This window comes from Streptomyces sp. NPDC007157, assembly GCF_040634235.1.
GTDB lineage: Bacteria > Actinomycetota > Actinomycetes > Streptomycetales > Streptomycetaceae > Streptomyces.
This window is the reverse complement of record NZ_JBEYFE010000003.1, coordinates 316722-342153: the sequence shown is the minus strand read 5'-3', so window position 1 is coordinate 342153 and position 25432 is coordinate 316722. Positions and strand designations below refer to the sequence as shown.

The following is a 25432-nucleotide window of genomic DNA, read 5'->3' as shown; positions in this document are numbered from 1 at the left end:
GGACGGGTCATTCCGGCAGGACCGTCGCCTCCGCCCCCGCCGGGTGAGACCCGCGCGGTCGAAGCCCGGACAGGCGGCCGGATCCCTCTCGTACGCGGCGATCGCCTCCGTGCCTCCCTGCCTGCCTGTGGGCCTCTCGGCGGAGATCCGCCCGAGCCCGTGGCGTCCCCCGGGTCCCTAGCCGGCCCGGCACTCCGTGAGCCGCTTCTCCAGGAACCTGCGCTCCGCCGCGTTCTCCACCAGCTCCAGGGCCCGCTCGTACGACGCGGCCGCCTCCGGGGTACGGCCCATTCGGCGCAGCAGGTCGGCGCGGGTCGCCGGCAGCAGGTGGTAACCGGCCAGCTCGTCCTCCGCCTCCAGCTCCGCCACCAGCGCGAGGCCCGCCTCCCCGCCCTCGGCCATGCCCACGGCGACCGCGCGGTTGAGCCGGACCACGGCCGAGGGCACGTACCGCTGGAGTTCGCCGTAGAGGCCGGCGATGTCCGCCCAGTCGGTGTCGGCGGCGGTCGCCGCGGTGACGTGGCAGGCCGCGACCGCCGCCTGGATCTGGTACGGGCCGGGGCGGCCGCGGCGCAGGGCGCCTTCCAGCAGAGCGGCGCCCTCGTCGATCTCGGCGCGGTCCCATGCCGTGCGGTCCTGGTCCTCCAGGGTCACCAGGTCACCGGCCCGGTCCACCCGGGTGTCCCGGCGGGCGTCATGCAGCAACAGGAGGGCGAGCAGCCCGACGACCTCCGGCTCGTCGGGCATCAGCCGGGCCAGCAGCCGGGCCAGCCGGACGGCCTCGGCGCACAGCCCGGTCCGCATCAGGTCGGCGCCGGCCGTGGCCGCGTACCCCTCGTTGAACAGCAGGTAGAGCACGCCGAGGACGCCTGTCGTGCGGTCGGGCAGCAGATGCGCGGGCGGCACCCGGTACGGGATGCCGGCGTTGCGGATCTTCCGCTTGGCGCGCACCAGCCGCTGCGCCATCGTCGCCTCGGGGACCAGGAACGCGCGGGCGATCTCGGACGTGGTCAGCCCGGCGAGGGTGCGCAGGGTCAGGGCGACGCGGGCCTCGACGGGCAGCGCCGGATGGCAGCAGGTGAAGATCAGCCGCAGCCGGTCGTCGGCCACCCCGCTGTCGTCGCCCTCGTGATCCGGGTCGTACGGTCCCTCGTCCCGTGCCAGCACGGCCGCCTCCCGCAGCTTCGCCGCCCCCACCGCCTCCCGGCGCAGCACGTCCAGGGCGCGGTTGCGGGCGGTCGTGGTCAGCCAGGCGCCCGGACGGCGCGGCACTCCGTCGCGCCGCCACCGCTCCAGCGCCTGGGCGAAGGCGTCCTGCGCGCACTCCTCGGCGAGGTCCCAGTCGCCGGTCACCCGGATCAGGGTGGCGACGACCTGGGACCACTCCTCGCGGAAGGCGGCGGCGACGGCCTTCTCGACGTCGTCCGTGACGCTCACTCCCAGACCGGCCGCACCTCGACCGAGCCGCCGGCGAGCGCCGCGGGGTGCCGGGAGGCGAGCGCGATGGCCTCGTCGAGGTCGGCGACCTCGATGATGTCGAGACCCGCCACGTACTCCTTGGTCTCGGCGAACGGCCCGTCGCTCAGCAGCACTTCGTCGCCCTGGACGCGCACGGTGGTCGCGTCGGCGGCCGGCCGCAGCCGGGCGCCGCCCTTGACGATGTCACGGCTGCGGACCTCGTGGATGTACGAGGTGAAGCGCGGGTCCTCGGCGATCTCGGCGGGGCTGAGCTCCTCGCCGCCGACGGGCGTGCAGATGAACAGGACGTATTTCACGACCCCTCCTTCCCGGCCGTCTGCTCCAGCGGCACCGACACGTGCTCGTGGGCGATCAGCCAGCTGAAACCGGTGTCCCGGTAGCCGGTGGTGACGCGCACCGTCCGGTCCAGGGGTTCTCCGGTCAGGCGGGTGCCGCGGATCCGGACGAGGGCGTGGCTGAAGGCGCTGCCCTCCCCGGGCCGTACGCGCAGTTCGAGCACCTCCCGGTGCACGGGCCCGTCGAGCGTCGCGAACCACCCCTCGACCGCCTTGCGGAACGCGGCGATCCCCGACCGTGCCTCGACGCCGGAGGGCTGGAAGGTCTCCACGTCGGGCGCGTAGCAGGCCGTCAACCGCTCGACGTCCCGTTCGCGGGCGGCCTCGGTGAGCTCGGCGTCGAGCTGACGGATCGCCGTCTCGGCGTCCTCGGCGAACCCCTCGTCCCAGAACGGCCGCACCTCCATGGCCCCGATGCCGGCCACCGGATGCCCGGCGGCGATCCGCACAGCCTCCTCCAGGCTGTCGCAGTCGACGACGTCGAATCCGGCGACGTACTCCTTCGTCTCCGCGAACGGGCCGTCGGTCCGCAGCACCTCACCGTCGCGGACGCGTACGGTGACCGCCGTGTCGGGCAGTTGCAGCCGGTGGCCGTAGAGCCGGGCGCCGCTCCGGACGCCGTGCTCCTCCACCCAGGGTTCGACCGGCGCCATCCCGGAGGCGTCGGCGGTGTCGTCGCCGCAGACCAGCAACATGTACTTCATGGTTCCTCCCGGTCCTCAAGAGCTTCTTACACCCCACCGACGAACGGCGCCGCGCGGAATCGACACCCCGGCGGACGGCAGTCCTCAGTGCGCCATCCCGTGGCCCCGGCCCAGGATGCCGTGCGGGTCGTGGACGCCCTTGGCCCGGGCCAGGGTGTCCCACCGGCCGCCGTAGTGCTCCCGCCAGTCGGCCGGGGTCATCGGCAGCGCGTTGACCGGATAGGCGACGGCGCCCTTCGCCCGCGCGGACTCGTACGCCCCTCGGTTGGCGGCCACCATCGGGTCGGCCGCGCCCGGGGCCGCCGTACGCAACAGGGCCAGCAGAAAGACGACTTCGCCGCGCGGGCGGCGGAACAGCGGGGCCCGCAGGGCGCGGGTGAGCAGGGGATAGAGCAGGACCACGCCGTTCTCGCGCAGGTCCCGGAAGCCGGGGTCGGCGAGGATGTCGGTCACGACGGACGCGGCGGTGTCCTCGGGCAGCAGCAGGTTCAGCCAGGGGTGCGGGTGCAGCCACTCGCCGGTCGCGCGCAGCAGTTCCTCGTCGGCCGCGACCCGGTGCGCGAACTCGGCGTATTCCAGGTCCGTGAACTCGGCCGAGTCGAAGGCGAGGCCCGCCAGGAGGGCCCGGTCGTCGGGCGGGGTCGGGCCCCGGTGGGCGGCGACGGCCTCGACCATGTAGGTCCAGCCGTCGGCGGTGTCCTCGACCGGGCGGGCCTGGCCTTCGAGGTAGTCGAAGCGCCGGTCGGTCGCGAGCAGGTGCTGGTCGGCCAGGTAGGCGTCGAGACCGGGGTAGTACAGGCAGTAGCGGCGCACCAGGGTGGGCGCGGGGGACAGCCGGAGCGTGGCCCGGACGATCACGGCCAGCTGGCCCAGGCCGGCGAGGACCGCGTCGAAGAGGGCGCCATGCCGGTCCGGCGAGCAGACCAGGTGCTCACCGGCCCCGGTGACCACCTCCAGTTCCAGCACCGAGTCCGCGACCAGGCCGTGCCGGTGACTGGCGCCGCCCAGGCCGCCCGCGCTCAGCACACCGCCGACGCCGGCACCGAGGTAGTCGGTGAGGACGGGAGGCGCGAGCCCGTACGGCAGGGTGGCCGCCAGCACGTCCCGCCACAGCGCCCCGGCCCGCACCGCCACCCGGTCCCCGGCCACCGGCCCGACCGCGCTCAGCCCGGACAGGTCGAGGACGATCCCGTCCGGCGCCTGCCCCTGGCCGTAGAGAGAGTGACCGCCGGCCCGCGCGGTCACCGGGATCCCGCGCGGCCCCGCGTACACCAGCGCGTCCCCGACCTCGGCCGCGGACCGGGGCCGCAGTACGCCCCGGGGCGGTCGGCGCACCAGGTGACCGAAGTCGTCGGCCGCCTCCCGGAGGATCTCCGGGCGGGTGTCCAGCAGGTCCTCGACTGGCGCGGAGACTCGGTCCGACGACGTCACGCGGCACGCTCCCAGGAGGCATCGGTCGACACGGGCGCGACCATTCTCGTGTCAGGAGTACGGCGGACGGGCGCCGTTTCCCGTTTCGACGCCGGAGCATCACGGTGGGTTTACTCCGCGGGATTCCGGAGAGCAGCGTCACCGGAGTACCGCCTTGTGTACCGCCGTCGTTTGCACCCCCTCCGTGCGGGGACCCGCGTACGGCTCCCCGTCGCTCCCCGGAGCGCATGTCGTGTGAGAGGTGTTCTGGTCTGTCCGGCTCCCGCGAGACCGCAGCCACAGTCGACGCGCCGACCGCCCGGGCGGCGGACGCGGACCGGACCCCGGTCCCGCCGCCCCGCCCGGGCGCACGGACCGGCCCGGCCACCCGGAACGGCCCGGCCGCCGGCCGGCGCGACGCCTACTTCGACAACGCGAAGTACCTGGCGATCGTGCTCGTGGCCGTGGGGCACGCCTGGGAGCCGCTGCGCTCGGACAGCCGTACCGTCACGGCGCTCTACACGTTCGTCTACGCCTTCCACATGCCGGCGTTCATCATCATCTCCGGCTACTTCTCCCGCAGCTTCGACGCCGGCCCCGCCCGTATCAAACGGCTGGTCACCGGGGTCGCCGTGCCCTACGTGGTGTTCGAGGTCGCCTACACCCTCTTCACCCGGTGGAGCGACCACGCCCCCGACCGCGAGATCAGCCTGCTGGACCCGCTGTATCTGACCTGGTTCCTGGCGGCCCTGTTCATCTGGCGGCTGACGACGCCGATCTGGCGGCTCGTGCGGTGGCCGCTGCCCCTCGCGCTCGCCGTCGCCGCGCTGGCGAGCCTCACGCCGTCCATCGGCAGCGACTTCGACCTGCAGCGGGTCCTGCAGTTCCTGCCGTACTTCGTGCTCGGCCTGTGCCTGCGGCCGGAGCACTTCAGCCTGCTGCGCCGGTGGAGCGTGCGCCTGTGGGCCGTCCCCGTCGCCCTGTGCGCCCTCGCCGTGGCGTACTGGTCGGTGCCGCGTCTGGGCTACCGCTGGTTCTTCCACCGGGACAGCGCCGAGCAGCTCGGCGCCCCCGCCTGGTACGGGCCCGTCATGACCCTCGCCGTCTTCGGCTGCTCCCTGGTGCTGGTCGCCTGCTTCCTCGCCTGGGTGCCGGGCCGCCGCACCTGGTTCACCACCCTCGGCGCGGGCACGCTCTACGGCTACCTGCTGCACGGCTTCGTCGCGCAGAGCGCCAAGCCCGCCCACTTCTACGACCCGGCCTGGACGCACGGCCCGCTGGGCGCGGTGACGGTCACCCTCGTCGCCGCCGTGGTGGTGACCCTGCTGTGCACACCGCCGGTGCGCCGGGTCTTCCGGTTCGTGATGGAGCCCCGGATGGAGTGGGCGTTCCGGGGCCGGGAGGGGCGCGCCGACCAGGACGGCCGACGAAACGCCGCCGGGGTGCTTTCCGGAAACCGCTGAAGCGGCGAATATGCCGCACCATGGACATCCTGCTCGTCGCCAGCGCCTTCAACAGCCTGTCCCAACGGGTGTACGCCGAACTGTCCGACCTCGGCCACCACGTGGAGGTCGTCCTCGCCACCCACGGCCCCGACGCCGTCCGCTCCGCGGTCCGGGACCGGCGCCCGGAGCTGATCATCGCGCCGATGCTGAAGACCGCGCTCCCCGGGGACGTCTGCCGGGACCACACCTGCCTGGTCGTGCACCCGGGACCGCCCGGCGACCGCGGCCCCTCCTCGCTCGACTGGGCCGTCGCCGGGCAGGCACCCCGCTGGGGAGTGACCGTGCTCCAGGCCGAGACGGCCGTGGACGCGGGCGCGGTCTGGGCGAGCGAGCCCTTCCCGGTGGAGCCGGTCGGCAAGAGCGACCTCTACCGCAACGAGGTCGCCGACGCCGCCCTCACCGCCGTCCACGAGGCCGTACGACGGTATGCGGAGGGCTCGTACAAGCCGGTGCCGCAGAGCGATCCCTCGATCCACGGCCGGATCGTCTGGCGGGACGTCTTCCGCCAGACGCGACGGCGGATCGACTGGGCGGCCGACGACACCGAGACGGTGCTGCGCAAGCTGCGCGGCGCCGACTCGCAGCCCGGGGTCCTCGACGAACTCCTCGGCCGGGAGCTGTTCCTGCACGGCGGCCACCCCGAGGACCGGCTGCGCGGCCGCCCCGGTGAGTTGCTCGCGACCCGCGCGGGCGCGGTCTGCCGGGCCACCCGGGACGGCGCCGTGTGGATCCCCGAGCTGCGCCCCCGCAAGACCTCCGGCGACCCCGCCCCCTTCCGCCGCCCCGCGGCCGACGTCCTCGCCTCTCCCGGCCTCCCCGACAGCCCCGCCCCGCTGGAACTGCCCCCGGACCGCCGCACCTGGACCGACATCCGCTACCGGCAGCGCGGCGACGTCGGCTACGTCACCTTCTCCTTCCCCGGCGGCGCGATGAGCACCGACCACTGCCGGCGCCTGCTCGCCGCCTACGAGTACGCGCTCGCCCGGCCGACCCGGGTTCTGGTGCTCGGCGGCCACCGGGACTTCTTCTCCAACGGCATCCATCTGAACGTCATCGAGGCCGCCCCGGACCCCGCCGAGGAGTCCTGGGCCAACCTCAACGCGATGGACGACCTGGTGGAGGCCGTGCTGCGGACCACCGACCGGCTGGTCGTGGCGGCGCTCGCCGGCAACGCGGCGGCCGGCGGCGCCATGCTCGCCCTCGCCGCCGACGAGGTCTGGTGCCGCACCGGCGCCGTCCTCAACCCGCACTACCGGCGGATGGGCCTGTACGGCTCGGAGTTCTGGACGTACTCGCTGCCCCGTCGCGCCGGAGCGGAGACCGCCCGGCGGCTGACCGAGGAGGCGCAGCCGGTGAGCGCCGCGACCGCGGCCAGGACCGGACTCGTCGACCGGCTGCTGCCGGTCCCCGCACAGCGCTTCGCCGCCGAGGTGGCGGAGCTGGCGGCCGAGCTCGCCGCCGCCCCGGATCTGGGCCGGCGCCTCGTCGCCAAGGCCGCGGCGCGCGAGGCCGACGAGGCACGCCGGCCGCTCGCCGCGTACCGGAAGGACGAACTCGACCGGATGCGCGCCCTGTTCTTCGACCCGGCCGCCGCCTACCACTCGCTGCGCTCGGACTTCGTCCGCAAGGTCCCGGGCGGTGCCCGGTGACGCGGCTGCTGGTGGCGGGCGTAGGCAACATCTTCCTCGGCGACGACTCCTTCGGCCCCGAGGTGATCCGCGCCCTGGCCCGGCGCCCGCTGCCCCCCGAGGTACAGGTCCGGGACTTCGGCATCCGGGGCATGGACCTCGCCTACGCGCTGCTCGGCGGCTGGACGGTCGCCGTACTCGTGGACGCCGCGGCCCGCGGCCTGCGCCCCGGCACGCTCTCCCTGATCGAACCCGACCTCCCCGACGGCGCCCAGGCGGCCCCGCCCGAAGCACACGGCATGGACCCGGCGAAGGTGCTGGCCCTGGCCGCCCATCTCGGTGACGAACCCCTGCCGCGCGTCCTCGTACTCGCCTGCGAGCCCGGCGAGCTGCCGCGTGGCGACGAGGACATCGCCCCCGGCCTGAGCGAGCCCGTGCGGGACGCGGTCGAACAGGCCGTCGAAGCCCTGCACGCTCTGGTCCCGGCGCTGCTCGCCGATCCCCGGGGCACGCCTTCGTTGGCCCGCTCGGAGGAATCCACGGGCCCCGCCCCGGCCGGGCTCCCGCACCCGGCCGCCACCGGCGCGGAGGATCGCTGACGGACCAGGACGGGACCCTCCCGATCCGACGGTTCTTCTGGAACTCAACGATCGAGGAGTACCCATGTGTGAGTCCGAGGAGGTCACCCGGGCCGTCCTGGCCAGGAACGACGGCTTGGCCGCCAGCCTGCGCGACGACCTGGCCGCGCGCGGGGTGAGCGTGGTGAACCTGCTCTCCAGCCCCGGCAGCGGCAAGACCGAACTGCTCGGCCGGGTGCTGGCCCGGGCGCTGGAGCGGGACGTGCCCGTCGCCGCCTTCACCGCCGACCTCGCCACCGAGAACGACGCCAGGCGGCTGGCCCGTTCCGGAGCGCCGGTGAAACAGCTGCTCACCGACGGGCTGTGCCACCTGGAGGCCCGGCAGGTACGCGGCCACCTGGAGGGCTGGCTGCCGCCGGACACCGCGCTGCTGTTCGTGGAGAACGTCGGCAATCTCGTCTGCCCGGCCTCCTACGACCTCGGTGAACAGCTGCGGATCGTGCTGATGGCGGTGACCGAGGGCGAGGACAAGCCCGCGAAGTACCCCACCGCCTTCGGCTCCGCCCACCTGGTCGTGCTCACCAAGACCGACCTCGCCGGGCCGGCCGGCTTCGACGAGACCGCCTTCGCCGACCAGGTGCGGCGCGTGAACCCCGGGGTGGAGATCGTCCGCTCCTGCGCCCGCACCGGCGAGGGCGTCGACACGGTCCTGGACCGGGTGCTCGCCGTACGGGACGGTGCTCCCGCGCACCGGCCGCCCCTCGCCCCGCACCCGCACGGTCACGTCCACGCGCCCAGCGCCTCGTGACGGCCCCCACCACGGCGACGGCCGTCCGCCGGCGCATCACCGTGCGGGGAACCGTGCAGGGCGTCGGCTTCCGCCCGCACGTCCACCGCCTCGCCGCCGGTCTCACGCTGACCGGGTTCGTCGGCAACACGGCCGACGGCGTGCTCATCGAGGTCGAGGGAACGGCGGTCGGCGTCGAGCGGTTCTGCGAGCTGCTCGCCACCGAGCCGCCGCCGCTCGCCACCGTGACCGCCGTCGCCGTCGAGGAGGTACCCGTCACCGGCGCGGACCCAGGCTTCACCATCCGCGCCACCGAGCAGTCGTCCCTGGGCCGCACCCTGCTCCCGCCAGACACCGCGACCTGCGCCGACTGCCTGCGGGAGCTGGCCGATCCGGCCGACCGCAGACACCGGCACCCCTTCATCACCTGCACCCACTGCGGCCCCCGCTTCACCATCGCCACCGGCATGCCCTACGACCGCGCGGTCACCACCATGTCCGGCTTCCCCCTGTGCGCCGACTGCGCCCGGGAGTACGACGCCCCGGCCGACCGCCGCTTCCACGCCCAGCCCGTGGCCTGCCCGGACTGCGGGCCCCGGCTGCGGCTGGTCCCCGCCGCGGGCAACGGAGTGCGAGCCACTCGCGATGGTGATGCCCTCTCACAGGCGCGAGAGCTGCTCGCGGCCGGCCAGATCGTCGCCGTCAAGGGCATCGGCGGCTACCACCTGGCCTGCGACGCCGACAACGCCCGGGCCGTCGACACCCTGCGCACCCGCAAGGCGCGCGGGGACAAGCCGTTCGCCGTGATGTGCGCGGACCTGGCGGGGGTGGAGCGGATCGCCGTGGTCGGGGCCGCCGAACGGGCCGCGCTCACCGGCCCCCGCCGCCCCATCGTCCTGCTCCGCCCCCGCGCCGGTGTACGGCTGGCGGCCGGGGTCCGCCCCGGCAGCCCCCACCTCGGCGTGATACTGCCCTACACCCCCGTGCACACCCTCCTGTTCGGCCTCCCCGGCGACCCGCCCGGCCCCCGCGTGCTGGTGATGACCAGCGGCAACCGCTCGGGCGAGCCGATCGTCACGGACGACGAGGAGGCGCTGACCCGCCTGTTCGGACTGGCCGACGCCTGGCTCGCCCACGACCGGCCCATCGCCTCGCCCTGCGACGACTCCCTGCTGCGGGTGCGCGCCGACGGCACCGAACAGGTCCTGCGCCGCTCCCGCGGATATGTGCCACGACCGCTGAGCCTGCCCGTCCCGGTACGGCCCGCGCTCGCGGTGGGCGGCGACCTCAAGAACGCGCTGTGCGTCGGCGAGGGCGAACTGGCCTGGCTCGGTCCGCACATCGGCGACATGGGCGACCTGGCGACGCTGGAGGCCGCCGTCCGCGCGGAACAGCATCTGCACCGGCTCACCGGAGTCCGCCCCGAGCTGGTCGCCGCCGACCGGCACCCCGGCTACCACGCGTCCGCCTGGGCCCGCCGCCGGGCCGCTCAACTGCCCGTGAAGAAGCCGGTGTTCGTCCAGCACCACCACGCCCATGTCGCCGCCGCCATGGCGGAAGCCGGCCTGGACGGCACCACACCGGTCATCGGCGTCGCCTTCGACGGCACCGGGTACGGCGACGACGGCACCGTCTGGGGTGGCGAGGTGCTCGTCGCCGACTACACCGGCTACCGGCGCCTCGCCCACCTCGCCCCGGCCCCGCTCCCCGGCGGCGACGCGGGAGTCGCCAACCCGTGCCGGATGGCACTGGCCCGGCTGTGGGCGGCCGGCCTGCCGTGGGATGCGGACCTGCCCAGCGTCGCCGCCTGCTCGCGCGAGGAACTGAGGCTGCTGGCCCGGCAGTTGCCGAGCCAGGTCGGCTGCGTGGCCACCTCGAGCGTGGGCCGGCTCTTCGACGCCGTGTCGTCCCTCGCGGGCGTGTGCCACCGCGCCGGGTACGAGGCGCAGGCCGCCCTGGAACTGGAGGCGCAGGCCTGCCTGGCCTGGGGCGAGGACACGGCCGCCTACCCCTTCGGCGACCGCTTCGACCCGGCCCCGACGCTGCGCGCGATCGTCACCGACCTGCGGCGCGGCACCCCGGTACCGGTGATCGCGGCCCGCTTCCACCGCGGGGTCGCCCGGGCGGTCCTGGAGCTGTGCCGGGCGGCGCGCCGGGCCACCGGCCTGGCCACCGTCGCCCTCACCGGTGGCGTCTTCGCCAACGCCCTTCTGGAGCAAGCGGGTTCCGACCTGCTGCACGACCACGGGTTCACCGTCGTCCGGCACCGAGAAGTCCCGCCGAACGACGGCGGGCTGGCGCTCGGGCAGCTGATGGTCGCGGCCCACGGACAACGACCCCCCGACGGCCGACGTACGGCAGTCAGCGACGAGACGGAGTGACCATGTGTTTGGCAGTGCCCGGCAGAGTCGTGAGCATCGACGACACGGCCGATCCGCTCACCGGCCTGATCGACTTCGGCGGTGTACAGAAACAGGCGTGTCTGGAGTACGTGTCCGACGTCCGCGTCGGTGAGTACGTCATCGTCCATGTGGGCTTCGCCCTCCAGCGGCTCGACGAGGAGTCGGCCCTGGCCTCCCTCCAGCTCTTCGAGGAACTCGGCCTGCTGGAAGAGGAGTTCGGCGACGCCTGGCAGCAGGCGGCCCGGCAGGCCGAGGGGAACGAGGCCCGGTGAAGTATCTCGACGAGTTCAACGACCCCCAGCTGGCCCGCCGGCTGCTGGACGGGATCCGGTCCGTCGTCACCCGGCCCTGGGCCCTGATGGAGGTGTGCGGCGGCCAGACCCACTCGATCATCCGGCACGGCATCGACCAACTCCTCCCCGATGAGGTGGAGTTGATCCACGGCCCGGGGTGCCCGGTCTGTGTGACCCCGCTGGAGTGCATCGACAAGGCGCTGGAGATCGCCGCCCGCCCCGGGGTGATCTTCTGCTCCTTCGGCGACATGCTGCGGGTGCCCGGCACCGACCGGGACCTGTTCCGGGTCAAGGGCGAGGGCGGTGACGTCCGGGTGGTGTACTCGCCGCTCGACGCGCTGAAGCTCGCCCAGCGACACCCGGACCGTCAGGTGGTGTTCTTCGCCATCGGCTTCGAGACCACCGCCCCCGCCAACGCCATGGCCGTCCACCAGGCCAAGCGCCTCGGCCTGACCAACTTCAGCCTGCTGGTCTCCCATGTGCGGGTACCCCCGGCCATCGAGGCCATCATGACCGCCCCCAGCTGCCGGGTGCAGGGCTTCCTGGCCGCCGGGCACGTGTGCAGCGTGATGGGCATGACCGAGTACCCGGAGCTGGCCGCACGCCACCGGGTCCCCGTCGTCGTCACCGGCTTCGAACCGCTCGACATCCTGGAGGGCATCCGCCGTACCGTCCTTCAGCTGGAGCGCGGCGAGCACCGGGTGGAGAACGCCTACGCCCGTGCCGTGCGCGAGGACGGCAACCCGGCGGCCATCCGCATGATCGAAGAGGTCTTCGAGGTCACCGACCGCTCCTGGCGGGGCATCGGCCCCATCCCGGCCAGCGGCTGGCGGCTCAGCGAGGCCTACCGGGCGTACGACGCCGAGCACCGCTTCGACGTCACCGGCATCCGCACCGAGGAACCGGCCGAGTGCCGGGCCGGCGAGGTCCTCCAGGGGCTCATCAAACCCACGGAGTGCGCGGCCTTCGGTACCAGCTGCACCCCGCGCACCCCGCTCGGCGCCACCATGGTCTCCAGCGAGGGGGCCTGCGCCGCCTACTACCTCTACCGCCGGATGTCCGAACCGGCGCTCCCGCGCGAGGAGATGAACCCCGTTGGCTGAGCAGACCGTCGCCGACCCGGCGAACTGGAGCTGTCCGGTGCCGATCCGCGACCAGCCGGTCGTGGTGATGGGCCACGGCGGAGGCGGCGCCCTCTCCGCCGAACTGATCGAGCAGGTCTTCGTCCCCGCCTACGGCAACGCCCTGCTCGCCGGGATGACCGACTCGGCCGTCCTCCAGCTCGGCGGCGCCCGGCTGGCGTTCTCCACCGACTCCTACGTCGTACGGCCGCTGTTCTTCCCCGGCGGCTGTCTCGGTGACCTCGCCGTCAACGGCACGGTCAACGACCTGGCGATGAGCGGCGCCCGGCCCGCCTACCTCTCCGCCGCGTTCGTCCTGGAGGAGGGCGTGGAGCTGGCCGTCGTCGAACGCGTCGCGCGGGCCATGGGCGCGGCCGCCGAGACGGCCGGAGTCACCATCGCCACCGGCGACACCAAGGTGGTCGAGGCCGGCCACGGGGACGGGGTGTACGTCACCACCGCCGGGGTCGGTCTGGTGCCCGAGCGGGTGGACATCCGGCCGCAGCGGGCCCGGCCCGGCGACGCCGTCATCGTCAGCGGGCCGATCGGACTGCACGGGGTGGCCGTCCTGAGCGTCCGCGAGGGGCTGGAGTTCGGCGTCGAGATCGCCAGCGACACCGCGTCGCTCGCCGACCTGGTCGCCACCATGCTGGACGTCACCCCGGACATCCACGTCCTGCGCGACCCGACACGCGGTGGCCTGGCCGCCTCGCTGAACGAGATCGCCCGCGCCTCCGGCACGGGGGTACGGCTGACCGAGCGGGCCGTCCCGGTCCCGGACGCGGTGGCCAACGCCTGCGGGTTCCTCGGGCTCGACCCGCTCTACGTCGCCAACGAGGGCCGGCTCGTCGCCTTCGTACCCCCGACGGAGGCCGAGGCCGTCCTGGCGGCGATGCGCGCCCACCCGCAGGGGGCGGGCGCGACCCGGATCGGCGAGTGCGTGGCCGACCACCCCGGGATGGTCGTGGTGGCCACCGGACTCGGCGGCACCCGCGTCGTGGACCTGCCCCTGGGAGAACAGCTCCCGCGGATCTGCTGATCGAGGCGAAGCCGGTCGAGGCTAGGCCGGTCAAGGTGAGTCCGGTCGAGGCGAGTCCGGTCAAGGCGAAGACCCTGCCGGTACCCAGGTCCGTTCCGGGTACCGGCAGGGTCATTCGACGGCGGTGATCTCCAGCTCCCGGCCGCTGCGCAGCTCGGGGCAGGGCCGGTCGCAGCGCGGGCACCAGAAGAACGGCGGCATGCCCACCGCGAACTCCTCGGCGCACGGTTCGCACCAGGCCCGCGCGGGCACCTGCTCGACCACGAGGTCCGCCCCCGCCAGGGCGGTGCCGTCACGGGCCACCTCGAAGGCGAAGGTCAGGGCGTCGGGGACGACCCCGGACAGCTCCCCGACCCGGACGGACACCGCCGAGACGGTGTCCGCCCCGTCCTCCCGGGCCCACGCGCCGGCCTGATCCACGATCGCGGTCGCGATGGACAGTTCGTGCACGCCGGCCTCACGGATACCGGTGACCGGCACCCAGCCCGCCGGAGATGCGCCAGATCTTCAGCTCGCGCAGCAGGCTGGGGATCTCGGTGACGAGCAGCGCCACGCACAGGGCGCCCACCAGGGCGACCTCGGCGGTCAGCACCCGCTGGGCCGCCGTCGTACCTCTCGTTCGTTGCCTCATATGGGGGACTCCCAGTTCTCTCTCGGTCCGCTGTCGTCCGGTTCGGCTCTCGACCGGTTCAGCCGGGAGGGATGTTCGGCATGACGTCCAGCAGGGTGTCGTGCCGCTTCCAGTGGATGCCGGTGGAGCGCCGCGCGTCGGCGGTGCCGTCCGGGTGATGCCCGGTCTGGCTGGTGTGCGGCCCCTTGTTGCCCTGGTGCATGCCGGGCACGTGGGACGGCGTGTCGGGCTTCACCTGGGCTCGGCCCACTCGGATGCTTCCCATGGGGTTTCTCCTTCCTGTGTTGCCGTTCCTCAAGGCCGCTCGGTGAGCTCCTCGAAGAAACGCTCCACGGCCGGCCACATCCGGCCGCCACCGGACAGGCCGCGCCATTCCCGGCGGACCACGGCGAGCATGCGGAAGCAGTCGTCGACCGGCGCGATCCAGTGGTGGTCCAGGCCGTGGACGGTGTTGACCAGCAGCGCCTCGACGTCGGGCGCCATACCGGCCAGGGGCGGGCAGCCGGCGACCGCCCGTTGCCAGGCCGCCGCGTCCACATCCCAGCGCATGGCACCCGCCGGGCTCGGCCCCTCGGCGGTGACCGAGCCGTCGGCGCGCGGTACGAAGAAGACCAGTCCGACCGGGACCCCGAGGGCCGCGGTGTCGACCTTCGGGAGCCGGACCCGGCGGGTCGGGATCAGCCGGAACTGGACTTCACCGGTGCCCTGTCCCGGCTTTCCGGGAAACAGCACCGAGCAGGGACGGCAGGCACAGCGGACCTCGCCCTGCCCGGAGTCGTACAGATGCGGATGGTTCTCGGGCACCGGGGCGGCGCACAGGTCGCACACCTCCGCCTCCGCCGCCGGCCGGTGGTCGGCGGCGGAGCGGATGAGGCGGGCCAGGGCTCCGTCGGTGCTCACCGGGCCTCCTGCGGCCGGCGCAGGGAGTCCAGGGGGACGAAGGCGGGGGCCGGGGCCTCGGGCACCGGCTGCACGTCGGTCAGCTCGGGGGCCGCGGCGAGCACCGCCTCCCGGACCACGTCGGCCACCTCCGTAGTACCTCCGCCGCACCCGGACCCGCAACCGCCGCCCGTGGTCAGCCGCACCCGGCCCACCTGGCCCTCCACACCGGCCCACTCGACGTCACCGCCGCGTTCGCGCACGGCGGGGCGCAGCCGTTCGACCGCGCGGGCCGCCCGGCTCTCGGGCGAGTCGGGGTGGATGTCGTGCAGGACCAGGAGGTGGTCGAGGAGTTCGTCGCCGGAGAGCCGCTCGGCCAGGGCCGCGTCCGCGCGGTCCAGGACGCGGGCGAGCGCCTCGCCGTAGACCTCGGTCAGCAGGCGCACCGCCTCCACGGCCGAGCCGCCGGTGGGGCCCGGAGCTGACTCCAGCCCCTCCAGCAGCGAGTCGAGGCGGGCCAGCCGGGTCTCGACCGCCGGGCCGTCGAGCCGCCCGGGCTCAGCCATGGTCCGCCCCGTACGTCGGCGAGTGCGTGACGCTCAGCGTCTTGCCCTTGCCCGTGTACATGTGGACACCGCACGGCAGACACGGGTCGAAGCTGCGGACCGTGCGCATGATGTCGACGCCCTTGAAGTCGTCCGGGCCGTTCTCCTCGAAGATCGGCTGGCCCTGGACGGCGTCCTCGTAGGGACCGGGGGTGCCGAACTTGTCCCGGGGGCTGGCGTTCCACGGGGTCGGCGGGTACGGGTGGTAGTTGGCGATCTTCTTGTCCTTGATCACCAGGTGGTGGGAGAGGACCCCGCGCACGGCCTCGTGGAAGCCGCAGCCGATCGCCTCGTCCGGCACCTCGAAGTCCTCGAACACCTTGGTGTCGCCGGACCGCACCAGACCCATCGCCTCGTCCAGGAACTGCAGGGCCATGGCCGCCGCGTAGGCGACGAAGTACGGCCGGGCACGGTCGCGTTCGAGGGTGTTGGACCACTTCGGGATCTTCCACTCCAGGGTGGTCTCCGGCAGGCTCTCGCCCTTGGGCAGCGAGATCCGCACACTGCTGCCGGTGGCCTTGATGTACGGCGTGTCGACGATGCCGCTCAGCGCGGTCGTCCAGAGCCGGGCCAGCGGGCCGCCGCCGGTGTCGAGGGCCAGGTGGTCGCCGGTGCGCTGGTCGAACCAGCGCGGGCTCATCACCCAGCTGTAGTTGGCGTCGAAGTCCCGCTTCTGCGGCACCGGAAGGGTCGTCTGGTTCCACGGGTGGCGCATGTCGACGGGGTTGCCCAGCGGGTCGTGGGTGACGAACGGGTCCTCGTTCACCCAGTCCTCGTAGAACGAGCTGCCGAGCATGATCCTCAGGCCCAGGTTGATGTCGACCAGGTTGTTGGTGACCAGTTCGCCGTCGACCACGATGCCCGGGGTGACGTACATCGCCTTGCCCCAGCGGTCCATGTTCTCGTACTTGTAGTCGACGACCTTCGGGTCCTGCCAGGCGCCCCAGCAGCCGAGCAGGATACGGCGCTTGCCGACCTCCTCGTAGCCCGGCAGCGCCTCGTAGAAGAAGTCGAAGACGTCGTCGTTCATGGCGACGGCCTTCTTCACGAAGTCGATGACGTGCATCAGCCGGCTGAGGTAGTCGGTGAACACGGTCGGAGCCGGCATGGTGCCCACACCGCCCGGATACAGCGTGGAGGGGTGGACGTGCCGCCCCTCCATCAGGCAGAACATCTCGCGAGTGGTCCGGGAGACCTTCAGTGCCTCCTTGTAGACCTCGCCCTCGAAGGGGTTGAAGGCCTTCATGATGTCCGCGATGGTCCGGTACCCGTGGATGTCACCGCGCGGGGCGGCGGTGCGTTCGGCGCGGGCCAGCACACTCGGGTTGGTGGCCTTGACCATCTGCTCGCAGAAGTCCACGAAGACCAGGTTGTCCTGGAAGATCGTGTGGTCGAACATGTACTCGGCCGCCTCGCCGAGGTTGACGATGTGCTCGGCCAGCGGCGGCGGCTTCACCCCGTACGCCATCTGCTGGGCGTAGTCGGAGCACGTGGTGTGGTTGTCGCCGCAGATACCGCAGATCCGCGAGGTGATGAAGCCCGCGTCGCGCGGGTCCTTCCCCTTCATGAAGACGGAGTAGCCGCGGAAGAGGGAGGAGGTGCTGTGGCACTCCGTCACCTCCCGGTTGGCGAAGTCGATCTTCGTGTAGATGCCCAGGTTTCCGATGATCCGAGTGATCGGATCCCAGGACATGTCCACGATCTGCGCGGGCTTGCGCCCTTTCTGCCGGGCCTCGGTTGTCATCAGCGTCGCTGGCCTTTGCTGTGGGGGGATGTGGGGCGGGAGGACTCTGGCGTGTCAGGGCCGCCAGCGCGGGGCGTACCCGCTGGTGAGCTTGCGCTTGTTGTGGCGCCACTTGGGCTCGTGGTTGACCAGGTCGTTGGTGAAGCCGCGCAGGCGGCGGATGACCGCGCCGTACGGCTTGATGGCCAGCGAGGAGAGGGTGCCTCCGGGCGGCTCGTCCATGAACGGCATGAACGCGTCCGGGAAGCCCGGCATGGTGCAGCCGATGCAGATACCGCCGACGTTGGGGCAGCCGCCGACGCCGGCCATCCAGCCCCGCTTGGGCACGTTGCAGTTCACGACCGGACCCCAGCAGCCGGTCTTCACCAGGCACTTGGGGGAGTTGTAGTCCATCGCGAAGGACGCCTGCTCGTAGTACGAGCCTCGGTCGCAGCCCTCGTGCACCGTGCGTCCGAACAGCCACTGCGGACGCAGCATGTGGTCCAGCGGGGGCGGGGGAGCGGTGCCGGCGGCGTGGTAGAGCACCCAGACCAGGGTCTCCATGAAGTTCTCCGGCTGCACCGGGCAGCCCGGAATGTTCACCACGGGCAGCCCGCCCTGCGACTTGTAGTCCCAGCCCAGGTAGTCCGCGAGGCCCATCGAACCGGTCGGGTTGCCGGCCATCGCGTGGATGCCGCCGAAGGCGGCACAGGTGCCGATGGCCACCACCGCCCAGGCCTTGGGCGCCAGTTGGTCGATCCAGTCGTTGAGGGTCTGCGGCTGGCCGGTCTCCGGGTCGTTGCCGAAGGACGTCCAGTAGCCCTCGCCCTCGATGATGTTCTGGTTCGGGATCGAGCCCTCGATGACGAGGATGAACGGCTGCCCCAGCTCGCCCCGCGCGGCCTTCCGGTACGGCGCGAGGAAGTCCTCGCCGCCCAGGCTCGGCGACAGCACCTTGTTGACCAGGTTGACCTTCGGGATGCCCGGGATCAGGCCGAGGACCAGGTCCTCGATGGAGGGCTGGTCCGCCGCGGTCACGGAGACGGTGTCGCCGTCGCAGCTCATGCCCTCGGAGATCCACAGGATGGTGATCTCGTCGAACCCCTGGTGTTCGCCGGTTTCGCTGGGTTCGCCGCCGACGGCGGTGGTGCCGTTCTTGGTGCTCATACGCTAGGCCTCCGATGGAGTGGGTCCCGCGGGCGGCTCTTGTGCCACCGCTGGGTCCGGGACGTCGGTGCCCCCGAGCGGCTCGACTTCGTCGGGCCGGAAGTAGTGGAAACGGCCGTACCAGCCGTGCAGTTCGGCCGCCGGATCGTCGTCGACGGTGACGGCGAGATGGGTGCTGCCGTCCACGTCGTGGAAGACGGCGGCCACGGTGGCGGTCCGTCCGGCCAGGAACATGTCCTGGGCGTCGGCGCCCCGGCGGCGCGGGCGCAGCCGCACCGCGCAGCCGCCGCCGACCCGCACACCGTCGACCAGGACGGTGTCGGTGGCCGGGGAGAGCCCCTCGTCGGCGCCCTCCTGCCACCAGGCGGGACGGCCGGCGGCCGGCTTCAGCGAACGGATCGCGCCGTGCAGCCGCCCGAAGACCTCCGGTGGCATGGTGTCGACGCGGTCGAGGATCTCGGCGGCCCGCGGGTCGGTGGCGCGGGCCTCCCGCTTCTCCTCGTCCGTCAGCAGCATGGTGCGCAGGGTGAGGATCTCGTCGATCTCACCGGCGTCGTGCAGATCCCCGGGGCTCTCCGGGGCCACCTGCGGGTGGTCGGGCAGGATGATCGGCGAGGAGAGCAGCAGGGCGGAGACCGAGCCGTCGGCGGGGGCGTCGGCGGGGGGCGGGCCGCCGAGCACCGGGAACGTGAAGTCGTTGCGGCAGCTCCGGGCGGCTTCCTGAAGGTCCGGGCCGGGGTCGATCAGGGAGACGAACTCCGCGCCCTCGGCGCCGAGCAGGGTGTGGGTGGCGATGAGGGCGTGGCGCAGCGCCTGGTCGCGCGGGGCGTGTGGATCGGCCGGGCGCCCCTGGTGCTCGGTGCGCACCCGGAGCCGCACGAGTCCCTCGCCGAACCGCTCGGCCGTGACCGTGGTGGTCGCCCGGACCTCCTCCCGGCGCCTGACGATCCGCCCGGCTCCCGAGGGCAGCGCCTCCGTGTCGGCGCCGGCGGGCGAGCCCACCGGAAAGCCGTGCTCGCCCTCGGCCAGGGTGACCGTGAGGTCCACCTCGCGCGGCACCGCCTCCTCGAAGGTCAGCTGCACGCTGCCGTCGTCGCACGTCAGCGACTCGACCGGGCGCCCCTCGGCGTCCTCGACCTGCTTGTGCTGCATCTGCAGATACCGCACCCGCACCCGCAGGACCGCGTCCGGCCGGTCCACCCGTACCAGGCACTCCGTCTGCTGGTACCAGGAGTCCGCCGAGCCCGACACGCCCGGGCTGACCGGGCCGTCGGCCTCCACCCACTCCCTGGGGAAGAGGACCCCGAACTGCCAGCGGGCACGATTCTTCGGCGAGGACCGCCGATAGGGGTAGAGGAGGTACCCCTCGTAGAGGACGGCATCGGCGACGGCGCTCAGCCGCCCGAAGACATGCCCGGACCGCCCAGGAGGGCGCTTCGGGCCGTCCGTCAGGGCAGTGCGGGGCGCTCTGCCGTCGACCAGTCCCTCGGCCATGCAGCCTCCTCGGATCCGTGCGCGCGGCCCATACCTTCCACCACGGTCACATCGGTCACGCCCGCTCGCCTCTTCTGGCCGAGCGGGGTTGGGCCGAACGGGGTGTGGCCGGGCGTACGCCGGGTCGGCCGGCGGAGGCGGGCTGCGCGGGACGGCCCGGGCGGACCGAGAGGACGGTGCGTGCCCGGTGGCCGGGGTCGCCGAGGGGGGTGGTCAGGGGGCGACGAAGAGGGAGGGGAAGCGGGGGGCCAGCCAGGGCTTGCGGCCGATGGCGAGAATCTGGCCCCGGGCCATCGCCGGCCACGGGTTGCGGCGGCCGAGGGCGATGAGGAGGAAGGCGACCGGATCGATGAGGATCGTGCAGTCCGGGCGGTCCTGCGGTGCCGGAGCCACCTGGACGGCGCCGTCGGCGAGCGTGACGCCGAAGGCACCGCCGCCACCGCGCAGCCGGATCGTGTAGCGGGCGGTCAGTCCGGCGACCGCCGAAGCGTCCGCCACGGTCGGCATCACCGAGAGCATGAACGGCATGCACAGCGCCACCCGTTCGGCGTCGATCATGTGCGGGCGCCGCAGCGCGCGGGCGAGATCGTAACCGTGGCCCAGCATGTGCGTGAGCAGGTAGGAGGCGAGGACGGACCGGTCCATCCGGCCGAGCGGCGTGACCGGCGCGGGACCGTCCGCCGTCGTGGCCAGCGCGTCGACACAGCGCGCGGCCTGCTCGGTGATCGTCGCCGCGAGCGGCCCGGCCCGGCGCTCCCCGAACAGGGCCAGCGACTCCGCGTTGGCCGCCGCCAGGCTCTGCGGTGTGCCGTCCCCGTAAGGGCGTTCGGTGCCGAGAGCGAGGTCGGCCATCAGCTCGTTGGCCAGCGCCAGATGGGCCGCCGCCTCGCCGACCGTCCATTGCGACCCCGGTACGGCGACACCCGTGTCCGCCACGCCGTCCAGCACCGCCGCGATGTCGTCGCCGGTCTGCCGTATCGCCTGCCCGAGCCCTTCGGGCAACGCCCCTCGGACGTCCTGCCGTGCCGCCTGGTCCATGTCGGTTGCTCCCGTTCTACCGGGCGGTACCCAATCAGACGTACGGGCGCACCACAAGACCCGTGGCGATCACCGTGGGCCGAGGCCGTGCAGGAAGGTGTCGACGACCACGTCGGCGGCCTGGGCGGCGCTGAGCTCGGACAACTCCTGCGAGGCCAGATGCATCAGCTGCGGCAGCAGTGAACTCGCCCAGGAGAACGGGAGATCCGCGCGCAGCAGCCCCTCTTCGGCGGCGCGCCGCAGGAAGTCGTCGATCTCCCCGATCAGGGCGTCGCGCCGCTCCCGGATCGCGTCGTCGGCCCGCAGCCGGCCGAGCTCCACCGGCCACTTGCGATTGACGCCGATGATCTCCTCGACGTACCGGTGCAGCGCCACCGCGACGGGAGCCGCACGCAGCCTGGCGTTCTCCACGGCCCGCTCGACCGCGTCGTACCGCGCCTGGTAGATGGCCGCCAGCAACTCCTCGCGGGACGCGAACCGCCGGTAGACGGTGCGCCGGTCGACGCCGGCCTCGGCGGCGATCGCGGCGATGCTCGCGGCCGGATCGGCGGCGAGCATACGGGCCCCGGTCGTCAGAACCGCTTCCAGGTTACGTGCTGCGTCTGCTCTCACGCGCCGAGCATAGCCCGGGGTGTGGAGTCTGACTCATCTACTGACTCATCAGTGAGGCCAACCAATCTGTAAGTGCTACATTGAAGTGACAGATAACGAAGCCATCGCGCTCGACATCCTCGGGAGAGGGCAAATGATCACTTACGACCGTCTCTTCATCGCCGGATCCTGGGAGGCGCCCAGCGACCCCGGACTGCTCGACATCCGGTCGCCGCACGACCAGGCGGTCATCGGCCGTGCCGCCCAGGCCCGGCCGGCCGACATCGACCGCGCGGTGGCCGCCGCCCGGGCCGCCTTCGACGAGGGCCCCTGGTCGCGCACGGCACCGGCGGATCGCATCGCCGTCCTACGGCGTCTGAACGCGCTGCGCGAGGCCGACGCCGAGAAGATCGCCGGCCTCATCTCGGCCGAGAACGGCTCGGCCGCCTGGTTCACCAGGGCCGGGCAGCCGGGGCTCACCCGGCAGGCCGAGGCCTACTTCGCGGCCGCGGAGGGGTTCGGCTGGGAGGAGACGCCGGCGTCCGGCTCCGCGGTGCGCGCCGTCGTACGGCGTGAGCCCGTCGGTGTGGTCGCCGCCGTCATCCCCTGGAACTCCCCGTTCTCGGCGGCCATGGCGAAGATCATCCCGGCGCTGCTGGCCGGCAACACGGTCGTCCTGAAGGTGTCCCCGGAGAACTCGCTGAGCATGGGGGTCCTCGCCGAACTGCTGGAGCGGGCCGGTCTGCCGGAGGGGGTGATCAGCGTGCTCCCCGCCGACCGGGAGACCAGCGAGCACCTGGTGTCGCACCCCGACATCGACAAGGTCGCGTTCACCGGCTCGACCCGGGCCGGGCGCAGGATCGCCGCCATCGCGGGCGAACAGCTGAAGCGGGTCAGCCTGGAACTGGGCGGCAAGTCGGCCGCGATCATCCTGCCGGACGCCGACGTCGACCGGGCGGTGCGCGGGCTGAAGTTCGCCTCGCTGCTCAACAACGGCGAGTCGTGCATCGCCCAGACCCGCGTCCTCGCGCCGCGCGGCCGGTACGACGAGGTCGTCACCGGCCTCAAGGACCTGGTGGAATCGCTCAAGGTCGGTGACCCGGCCGATCCCGACACCTTCATCGGCCCGATGATCCGGCGCGACCAGCAGCAGCGCGTGCGCGACTACATCGAGGTCGGCATCAGGGAAGGGGCCCGGCTCGTCACCGGCGGCCCCGGGGTCCCGCCGGGGCTGGAGGGCGGCAACTACGTGACACCGACCGTGTTCGCCGACGTCGACAACTCCATGCGGATCGCCCGGGAGGAGATCTTCGGCCCGGTCCTCGTGGTCATCCCCTACGACGACGAGGACGACGCCGTACGGATCGCCAACGACTCCGAATACGGCCTCTCGGGCGGCGTGTGGTCCGCCGACGAGGCGCACGCACTGGAGGTCGCCGGCCGGCTGCGGACCGGCACGGTCACCGTCAACGGCGCGGCCATCTCCTTCGACGGCCCGTTCGGCGGCTACAAGGCGAGCGGGATCGGCCGCGAGTACGGGGTGGTCGGGCTGGCCCAGTACGTCGAGCACAAGACCGTCACACTGCCCGCGACCGGGTCCTGACCTGGGGCGCCGCTGCCCTGGGCAAAAGCTTTGACGCCTCGTCAACGGTTCCCGCGAGTTCCCCGAGTTTCCCCGGGTTTCCCCGGATTTGATGGGATTTCCCGCGCAAGGGTGCACTGGTTGTGCACTGGGAGCGGGGAGGGCGGGGGCCGAGTGCCCAGGGCGAGACGGCCCGGCGAGCCCCCGAATGCTGCAGACGGCTTCGGCCGTAGTCGCGACCGGACCGGGTGCCGAGGGCGATGGGTGCCGAACCGGCCGCGGCAACGGCTCGATGTTCGCCCCGAACTCGTCGCCGGAGAGTCAGGGTTGTGTATCCGGCCTCCTCGCACACCCGCAACGGACCGATCCGCTCGAAGGGTACGGCTCGACGCCTGTCTGCGAGACGGACCTCAAGAGGTGACCGCTCCGTCAGGTGTGGTTCCCGCGGTGCGGTCGTAGCGGGCGCGCATGGCACGGCCGGCGGCGGGCCCGGCGGTGAACACGTAGGCGTGACTGTCGTCCAGGCGGCGTCCGGTCCTGGCGTCGACGACCACGGGTTCGACTTCGTCGCCGCTGTCGGCGTCGACCAGGATCATGCTGCGCTGCTCGGGGGTGAGGCGGGAGTTGCCCCATGCGGCGAGGGTGATGATCACCGGACGCAGGGAGCGGCCCAGGGTGGTCAGGACGTACTCGTGGCGGACCGGGTTGGTCTGGTATGGGCGGCGCTCCAGCAGTCCGTCGGCGACGAGGGTTTTCAGGCGTGCGGTGAGCATGCTCGTGGAGATGCCGAGGTTCTCCTGGAACTGATCGAAGCGGGTGTAGCCGTCGAAGGCGTCGTGGAGGATCAGCAGCGTCCACCATTCGCCGACGTGCTGCACGGTCGTGGACAGCGGGCATTCGAGGTCTTCTGCCCTGATACGGCTTGCCAAGGTTGACCATCCCCGGAGAGTTACTGCTAAAGTCGAAGTCACTTGCTTCTATTTTAGCAGTAATGGCGGGCGCGGTGCCCCTGCCCTGCCCGCACCCGGGAACGGAACTCGCCATGACCTCCCCCGTCAGCGACATCAGCGAATCCCTGAGAGGCCGGCGCGCTCGTCGGTGCCGAGCACGTCATCTACGGCCGCACCATCCCCACCGTACGAACCCCACCACCGTCAGGAACCGCCATGCGTACCGACCAACCCCAGGACATCGTCCCCGGCGCCCTGCCCGAGGTGATCACCCGCTACCTGGACGCCCATCGCACCCATGACACCGCCACCGCCCTCAGCGCCTTCCATCCGGACGCCACCGTGACCGACGAGCGCAGGACCCACCAGGGAGCCACGGCGATCGAGACCTGGCTGAACCGTTCCGCCGGCGAGTACACCTACACGATCGAACTCACCGGTACACAGAAGGTCGACGCGGACCACTACGTCACCACTCACCACCTCGAAGGCGACTTCCCCGGCGGGGTGGTGGACCTGCACTACCGCTTCACCCTGCGCGCCGGCCTCATCGACGACCTCGTCATCGAATCCTGACGGTGGTTGCCGTGTCCGGCGGGCCGCACTACGACTGTGGCACTCCGGCGGACGCCGAGGCGAAGCCGGTCCAGGCGTGAGGCCGCGCGGCGCGGGGTCCCCCGCCGCGCCTCGGACCCCGGCCTCGTGACACCAGCTCAGCCGCGGGGGCTGGTGATCCGTTCGGGCTGGATCACGTAGATCACCCGGACCTGGTCGCGGCCGCCGAACCACGGGTAGGGCCCGCCGAGGTACTTCTGCGCGAGCGCCTCGATGTGCTCGGCCGCTCCCTCGGTGGTCACCCGCACCACACGGCCGCGGATCTGGACGTAGGAGGACGGTTCCGAGGGGTCGGAGACCGCGATGGCCACCCGCGGGTCGCGCGCGATGTTCCGGGTCTTCTGATGCGACTCCACGCTGTTGATCAGGACGTGCTCACCGTCGGTGTCGACCCATGTCTGGGTGAGCTGGGGCGAGCCGTCGGGCATCGTCGTGGCGATGTAGCAGGTGCTGGTGCGTCGCAGCATCGCCACCACGTTCTCGCCGAGGGGTACGGGCACAGGGGTCTCCAGGAATAGGGCCGGTGGATGCCGGACCCACGGTAGCCACGCGTGCGGACCGGCCCTCGCCCAGCCCCGGGAACCGCGCACCGGCCGCCGCTCAGAGTGCGAGGCACACCTTGTGCTGGGCGGCCTGGGCGGCCTGGGCGGCCTGGGCGGCGTTGGGCGGCCTGGGCGCGCGGGCGGACGACGAGCAGGTCGATGTTGGTGTGCGAGGGCCGGGTCACCGTCCAGGCCACCGTGTCGGCCAGGCCGGCTCACACCCTCATGGGAGAGGGCGAAGGCAGCCGTGCGCTGTGAGGACAACAGCGGTGCACTCGTGGGCAATTGCCGCGTGTTCACCCGCCCTAGCGTGGCCGTCCTAGTGCCGGAGAGG

The 25432-nt window shown here is 72.6% G+C and carries 26 protein-coding genes and 1 pseudogene; 10 read left to right on the top strand and 17 right to left on the bottom strand.

Going from position 1 to position 25432, the window contains the following annotated elements:
- Positions 1-177: 177 nt before the first annotated feature.
- From ABZ642_RS07070 to ABZ642_RS07055, 4 genes are all read right to left on the bottom strand, one after another.
- Positions 178-1437 carry an RNA polymerase sigma factor gene (locus tag ABZ642_RS07070; protein WP_360478388.1) on the bottom strand — a complete coding sequence of 420 codons (1260 nt, stop codon included), beginning with the start codon at positions 1435-1437 and terminating at the stop codon, positions 178-180.
- Positions 1434-1775 carry a YciI family protein gene (locus ABZ642_RS07065; RefSeq protein WP_360478385.1) on the bottom strand — a complete coding sequence of 114 codons (342 nt, stop codon included), beginning with the start codon at positions 1773-1775 and terminating at the stop codon, positions 1434-1436. Before ABZ642_RS07065 ends, ABZ642_RS07070 begins: the two co-directional genes overlap by 4 nt.
- Positions 1772-2518: a nuclear transport factor 2 family protein gene (locus ABZ642_RS07060; protein ID WP_360478382.1), complete on the bottom strand. Its 747-nt coding sequence runs from the start codon at positions 2516-2518 to the stop codon at positions 1772-1774. The genes ABZ642_RS07065 and ABZ642_RS07060 overlap by 4 nt, the downstream gene beginning before the upstream one ends.
- An 84-nt stretch (positions 2519-2602) precedes the next feature.
- A complete protein-coding gene (locus tag ABZ642_RS07055) occupies positions 2603-3949 on the bottom strand; it encodes an FAD-binding protein (protein ID WP_360478379.1) in 1347 nt (448 codons plus the stop codon).
- Between the two features lie 227 nt (positions 3950-4176).
- Here ABZ642_RS07055 and ABZ642_RS07050 point away from each other — a divergent pair, with 227 nt between their 5' ends.
- The 8 genes from ABZ642_RS07050 (at position 4177) to hypE (ending at position 13281) form a co-directional block, all read left to right on the top strand.
- The gene (locus tag ABZ642_RS07050) at positions 4177-5391 is read left to right on the top strand and encodes an acyltransferase family protein (RefSeq protein ID WP_360478376.1); all 1215 of its coding nucleotides are present in this window, start codon (positions 4177-4179) and stop codon (positions 5389-5391) included.
- A 20-nt stretch (positions 5392-5411) separates the two neighbouring features.
- Entirely contained in the window at positions 5412-7082 is a 1671-nt protein-coding gene (locus ABZ642_RS07045; RefSeq protein WP_360478373.1) for a hydrogenase maturation protein, read from the top strand.
- Positions 7079-7660, top strand: coding sequence for a hydrogenase maturation protease (locus ABZ642_RS07040; RefSeq protein WP_360478370.1), 582 nt, complete (start codon positions 7079-7081; stop codon positions 7658-7660). Before ABZ642_RS07045 ends, ABZ642_RS07040 begins: the two co-directional genes overlap by 4 nt.
- Positions 7661-7724: 64 nt before the next feature.
- Positions 7725-8447, top strand: coding sequence for a hydrogenase nickel incorporation protein HypB (gene hypB, locus ABZ642_RS07035; RefSeq protein ID WP_360478367.1), 723 nt, complete (start codon positions 7725-7727; stop codon positions 8445-8447).
- Positions 8444-10807, top strand: coding sequence for a carbamoyltransferase HypF (gene hypF, locus ABZ642_RS07030; RefSeq protein WP_360478365.1), 2364 nt, complete (start codon positions 8444-8446; stop codon positions 10805-10807). Before hypB ends, hypF begins: the two co-directional genes overlap by 4 nt.
- Before the next feature lie 2 nt (positions 10808-10809).
- Entirely contained in the window at positions 10810-11100 is a 291-nt protein-coding gene (locus tag ABZ642_RS07025; protein ID WP_351696557.1) for a HypC/HybG/HupF family hydrogenase formation chaperone, read from the top strand.
- Positions 11097-12224, top strand: a complete 1128-nt coding sequence (gene hypD / locus ABZ642_RS07020; RefSeq protein ID WP_360478361.1) for a hydrogenase formation protein HypD — start codon at positions 11097-11099, stop codon at positions 12222-12224. Before ABZ642_RS07025 ends, hypD begins: the two co-directional genes overlap by 4 nt.
- 67 nt (positions 12225-12291) lie before the next feature.
- The gene (gene hypE / locus ABZ642_RS07015; RefSeq protein ID WP_360478914.1) at positions 12292-13281 is read left to right on the top strand and encodes a hydrogenase expression/formation protein HypE; all 990 of its coding nucleotides are present in this window, start codon (positions 12292-12294) and stop codon (positions 13279-13281) included.
- Between the two features lie 111 nt (positions 13282-13392).
- Here the strand turns inward: hypE and hypA are convergent, their stop codons facing one another.
- The 10 genes from hypA to ABZ642_RS06965 all read right to left on the bottom strand — a co-directional run bounded on the left by hypA (position 13393) and on the right by ABZ642_RS06965 (position 21376).
- Positions 13393-13731 (bottom strand): hydrogenase maturation nickel metallochaperone HypA, encoded by a 339-nt coding sequence (hypA, locus tag ABZ642_RS07010; RefSeq protein WP_360478358.1) that lies wholly within the window; start codon positions 13729-13731, stop codon positions 13393-13395.
- 7 nt (positions 13732-13738) lie between these two features.
- A complete protein-coding gene (locus ABZ642_RS07005) occupies positions 13739-13912 on the bottom strand; it encodes a hypothetical protein (protein ID WP_360478355.1) in 174 nt (57 codons plus the stop codon).
- 58 nt (positions 13913-13970) lie between these two features.
- Positions 13971-14177, bottom strand: coding sequence for a hypothetical protein (locus ABZ642_RS07000; protein ID WP_360478352.1), 207 nt, complete (start codon positions 14175-14177; stop codon positions 13971-13973).
- A 29-nt stretch (positions 14178-14206) separates the two neighbouring features.
- Positions 14207-14812, bottom strand: a complete 606-nt coding sequence (locus tag ABZ642_RS06995; RefSeq protein ID WP_360478349.1) for a DUF5947 family protein — start codon at positions 14810-14812, stop codon at positions 14207-14209.
- On the bottom strand, positions 14809-15357 hold the full coding sequence (locus ABZ642_RS06990) for a NifU family protein (protein ID WP_360478346.1): 549 nt from the start codon (positions 15355-15357) through the stop codon (positions 14809-14811). Before ABZ642_RS06990 ends, ABZ642_RS06995 begins: the two co-directional genes overlap by 4 nt.
- The gene (locus ABZ642_RS06985) at positions 15350-17140 is read right to left on the bottom strand and encodes a nickel-dependent hydrogenase large subunit (protein WP_360478343.1); all 1791 of its coding nucleotides are present in this window, start codon (positions 17138-17140) and stop codon (positions 15350-15352) included. Before ABZ642_RS06985 ends, ABZ642_RS06990 begins: the two co-directional genes overlap by 8 nt.
- 54 nt (positions 17141-17194) lie before the next feature.
- Complete coding sequence (locus ABZ642_RS06980) at positions 17195-18286, bottom strand: hydrogenase expression protein HypE (RefSeq protein ID WP_360478340.1); 1092 nt, start codon at positions 18284-18286, stop codon at positions 17195-17197.
- A 3-nt stretch (positions 18287-18289) separates the two neighbouring features.
- Complete coding sequence (locus ABZ642_RS06975; RefSeq protein WP_360478337.1) at positions 18290-19780, bottom strand: hypothetical protein; 1491 nt, start codon at positions 19778-19780, stop codon at positions 18290-18292.
- A 213-nt stretch (positions 19781-19993) separates the two neighbouring features.
- The gene (locus ABZ642_RS06970; protein ID WP_360478334.1) at positions 19994-20818 is read right to left on the bottom strand and encodes a maleylpyruvate isomerase family mycothiol-dependent enzyme; all 825 of its coding nucleotides are present in this window, start codon (positions 20816-20818) and stop codon (positions 19994-19996) included.
- A 69-nt stretch (positions 20819-20887) separates the two neighbouring features.
- Positions 20888-21376, bottom strand: a complete 489-nt coding sequence (locus ABZ642_RS06965) for a TetR family transcriptional regulator (RefSeq protein WP_360478911.1) — start codon at positions 21374-21376, stop codon at positions 20888-20890.
- Between the two features lie 187 nt (positions 21377-21563).
- Between ABZ642_RS06965 and ABZ642_RS06960 the strand changes: the two genes are divergently transcribed.
- Positions 21564-23012, top strand: a complete 1449-nt coding sequence (locus ABZ642_RS06960; RefSeq protein ID WP_360478331.1) for an aldehyde dehydrogenase — start codon at positions 21564-21566, stop codon at positions 23010-23012.
- A gap of 389 nt (positions 23013-23401) precedes the next feature.
- Here ABZ642_RS06960 and ABZ642_RS06955 read toward each other — a convergent pair whose 3' ends face one another.
- Positions 23402-23920 (bottom strand): helix-turn-helix domain-containing protein, encoded by a 519-nt coding sequence (locus ABZ642_RS06955; protein ID WP_360478328.1) that lies wholly within the window; start codon positions 23918-23920, stop codon positions 23402-23404.
- A 237-nt stretch (positions 23921-24157) separates the two neighbouring features.
- Between ABZ642_RS06955 and ABZ642_RS06950 the strand changes: the two genes are divergently transcribed.
- Positions 24158-24517, top strand: coding sequence for a nuclear transport factor 2 family protein (locus ABZ642_RS06950; protein ID WP_360478325.1), 360 nt, complete (start codon positions 24158-24160; stop codon positions 24515-24517).
- 137 nt (positions 24518-24654) lie between these two features.
- Here the strand turns inward: ABZ642_RS06950 and ABZ642_RS06945 are convergent, their stop codons facing one another.
- Together ABZ642_RS06945 and ABZ642_RS06940 are read right to left on the bottom strand one after the other, a co-directional pair.
- Positions 24655-25056 (bottom strand): PPOX class F420-dependent oxidoreductase, encoded by a 402-nt coding sequence (locus ABZ642_RS06945; RefSeq protein ID WP_360478322.1) that lies wholly within the window; start codon positions 25054-25056, stop codon positions 24655-24657.
- 155 nt (positions 25057-25211) lie between these two features.
- A pseudogene (locus ABZ642_RS06940) lies at positions 25212-25304 on the bottom strand (oxidoreductase); the annotation flags it as partial.
- Positions 25305-25432: the final 128 nt, after the last annotated feature.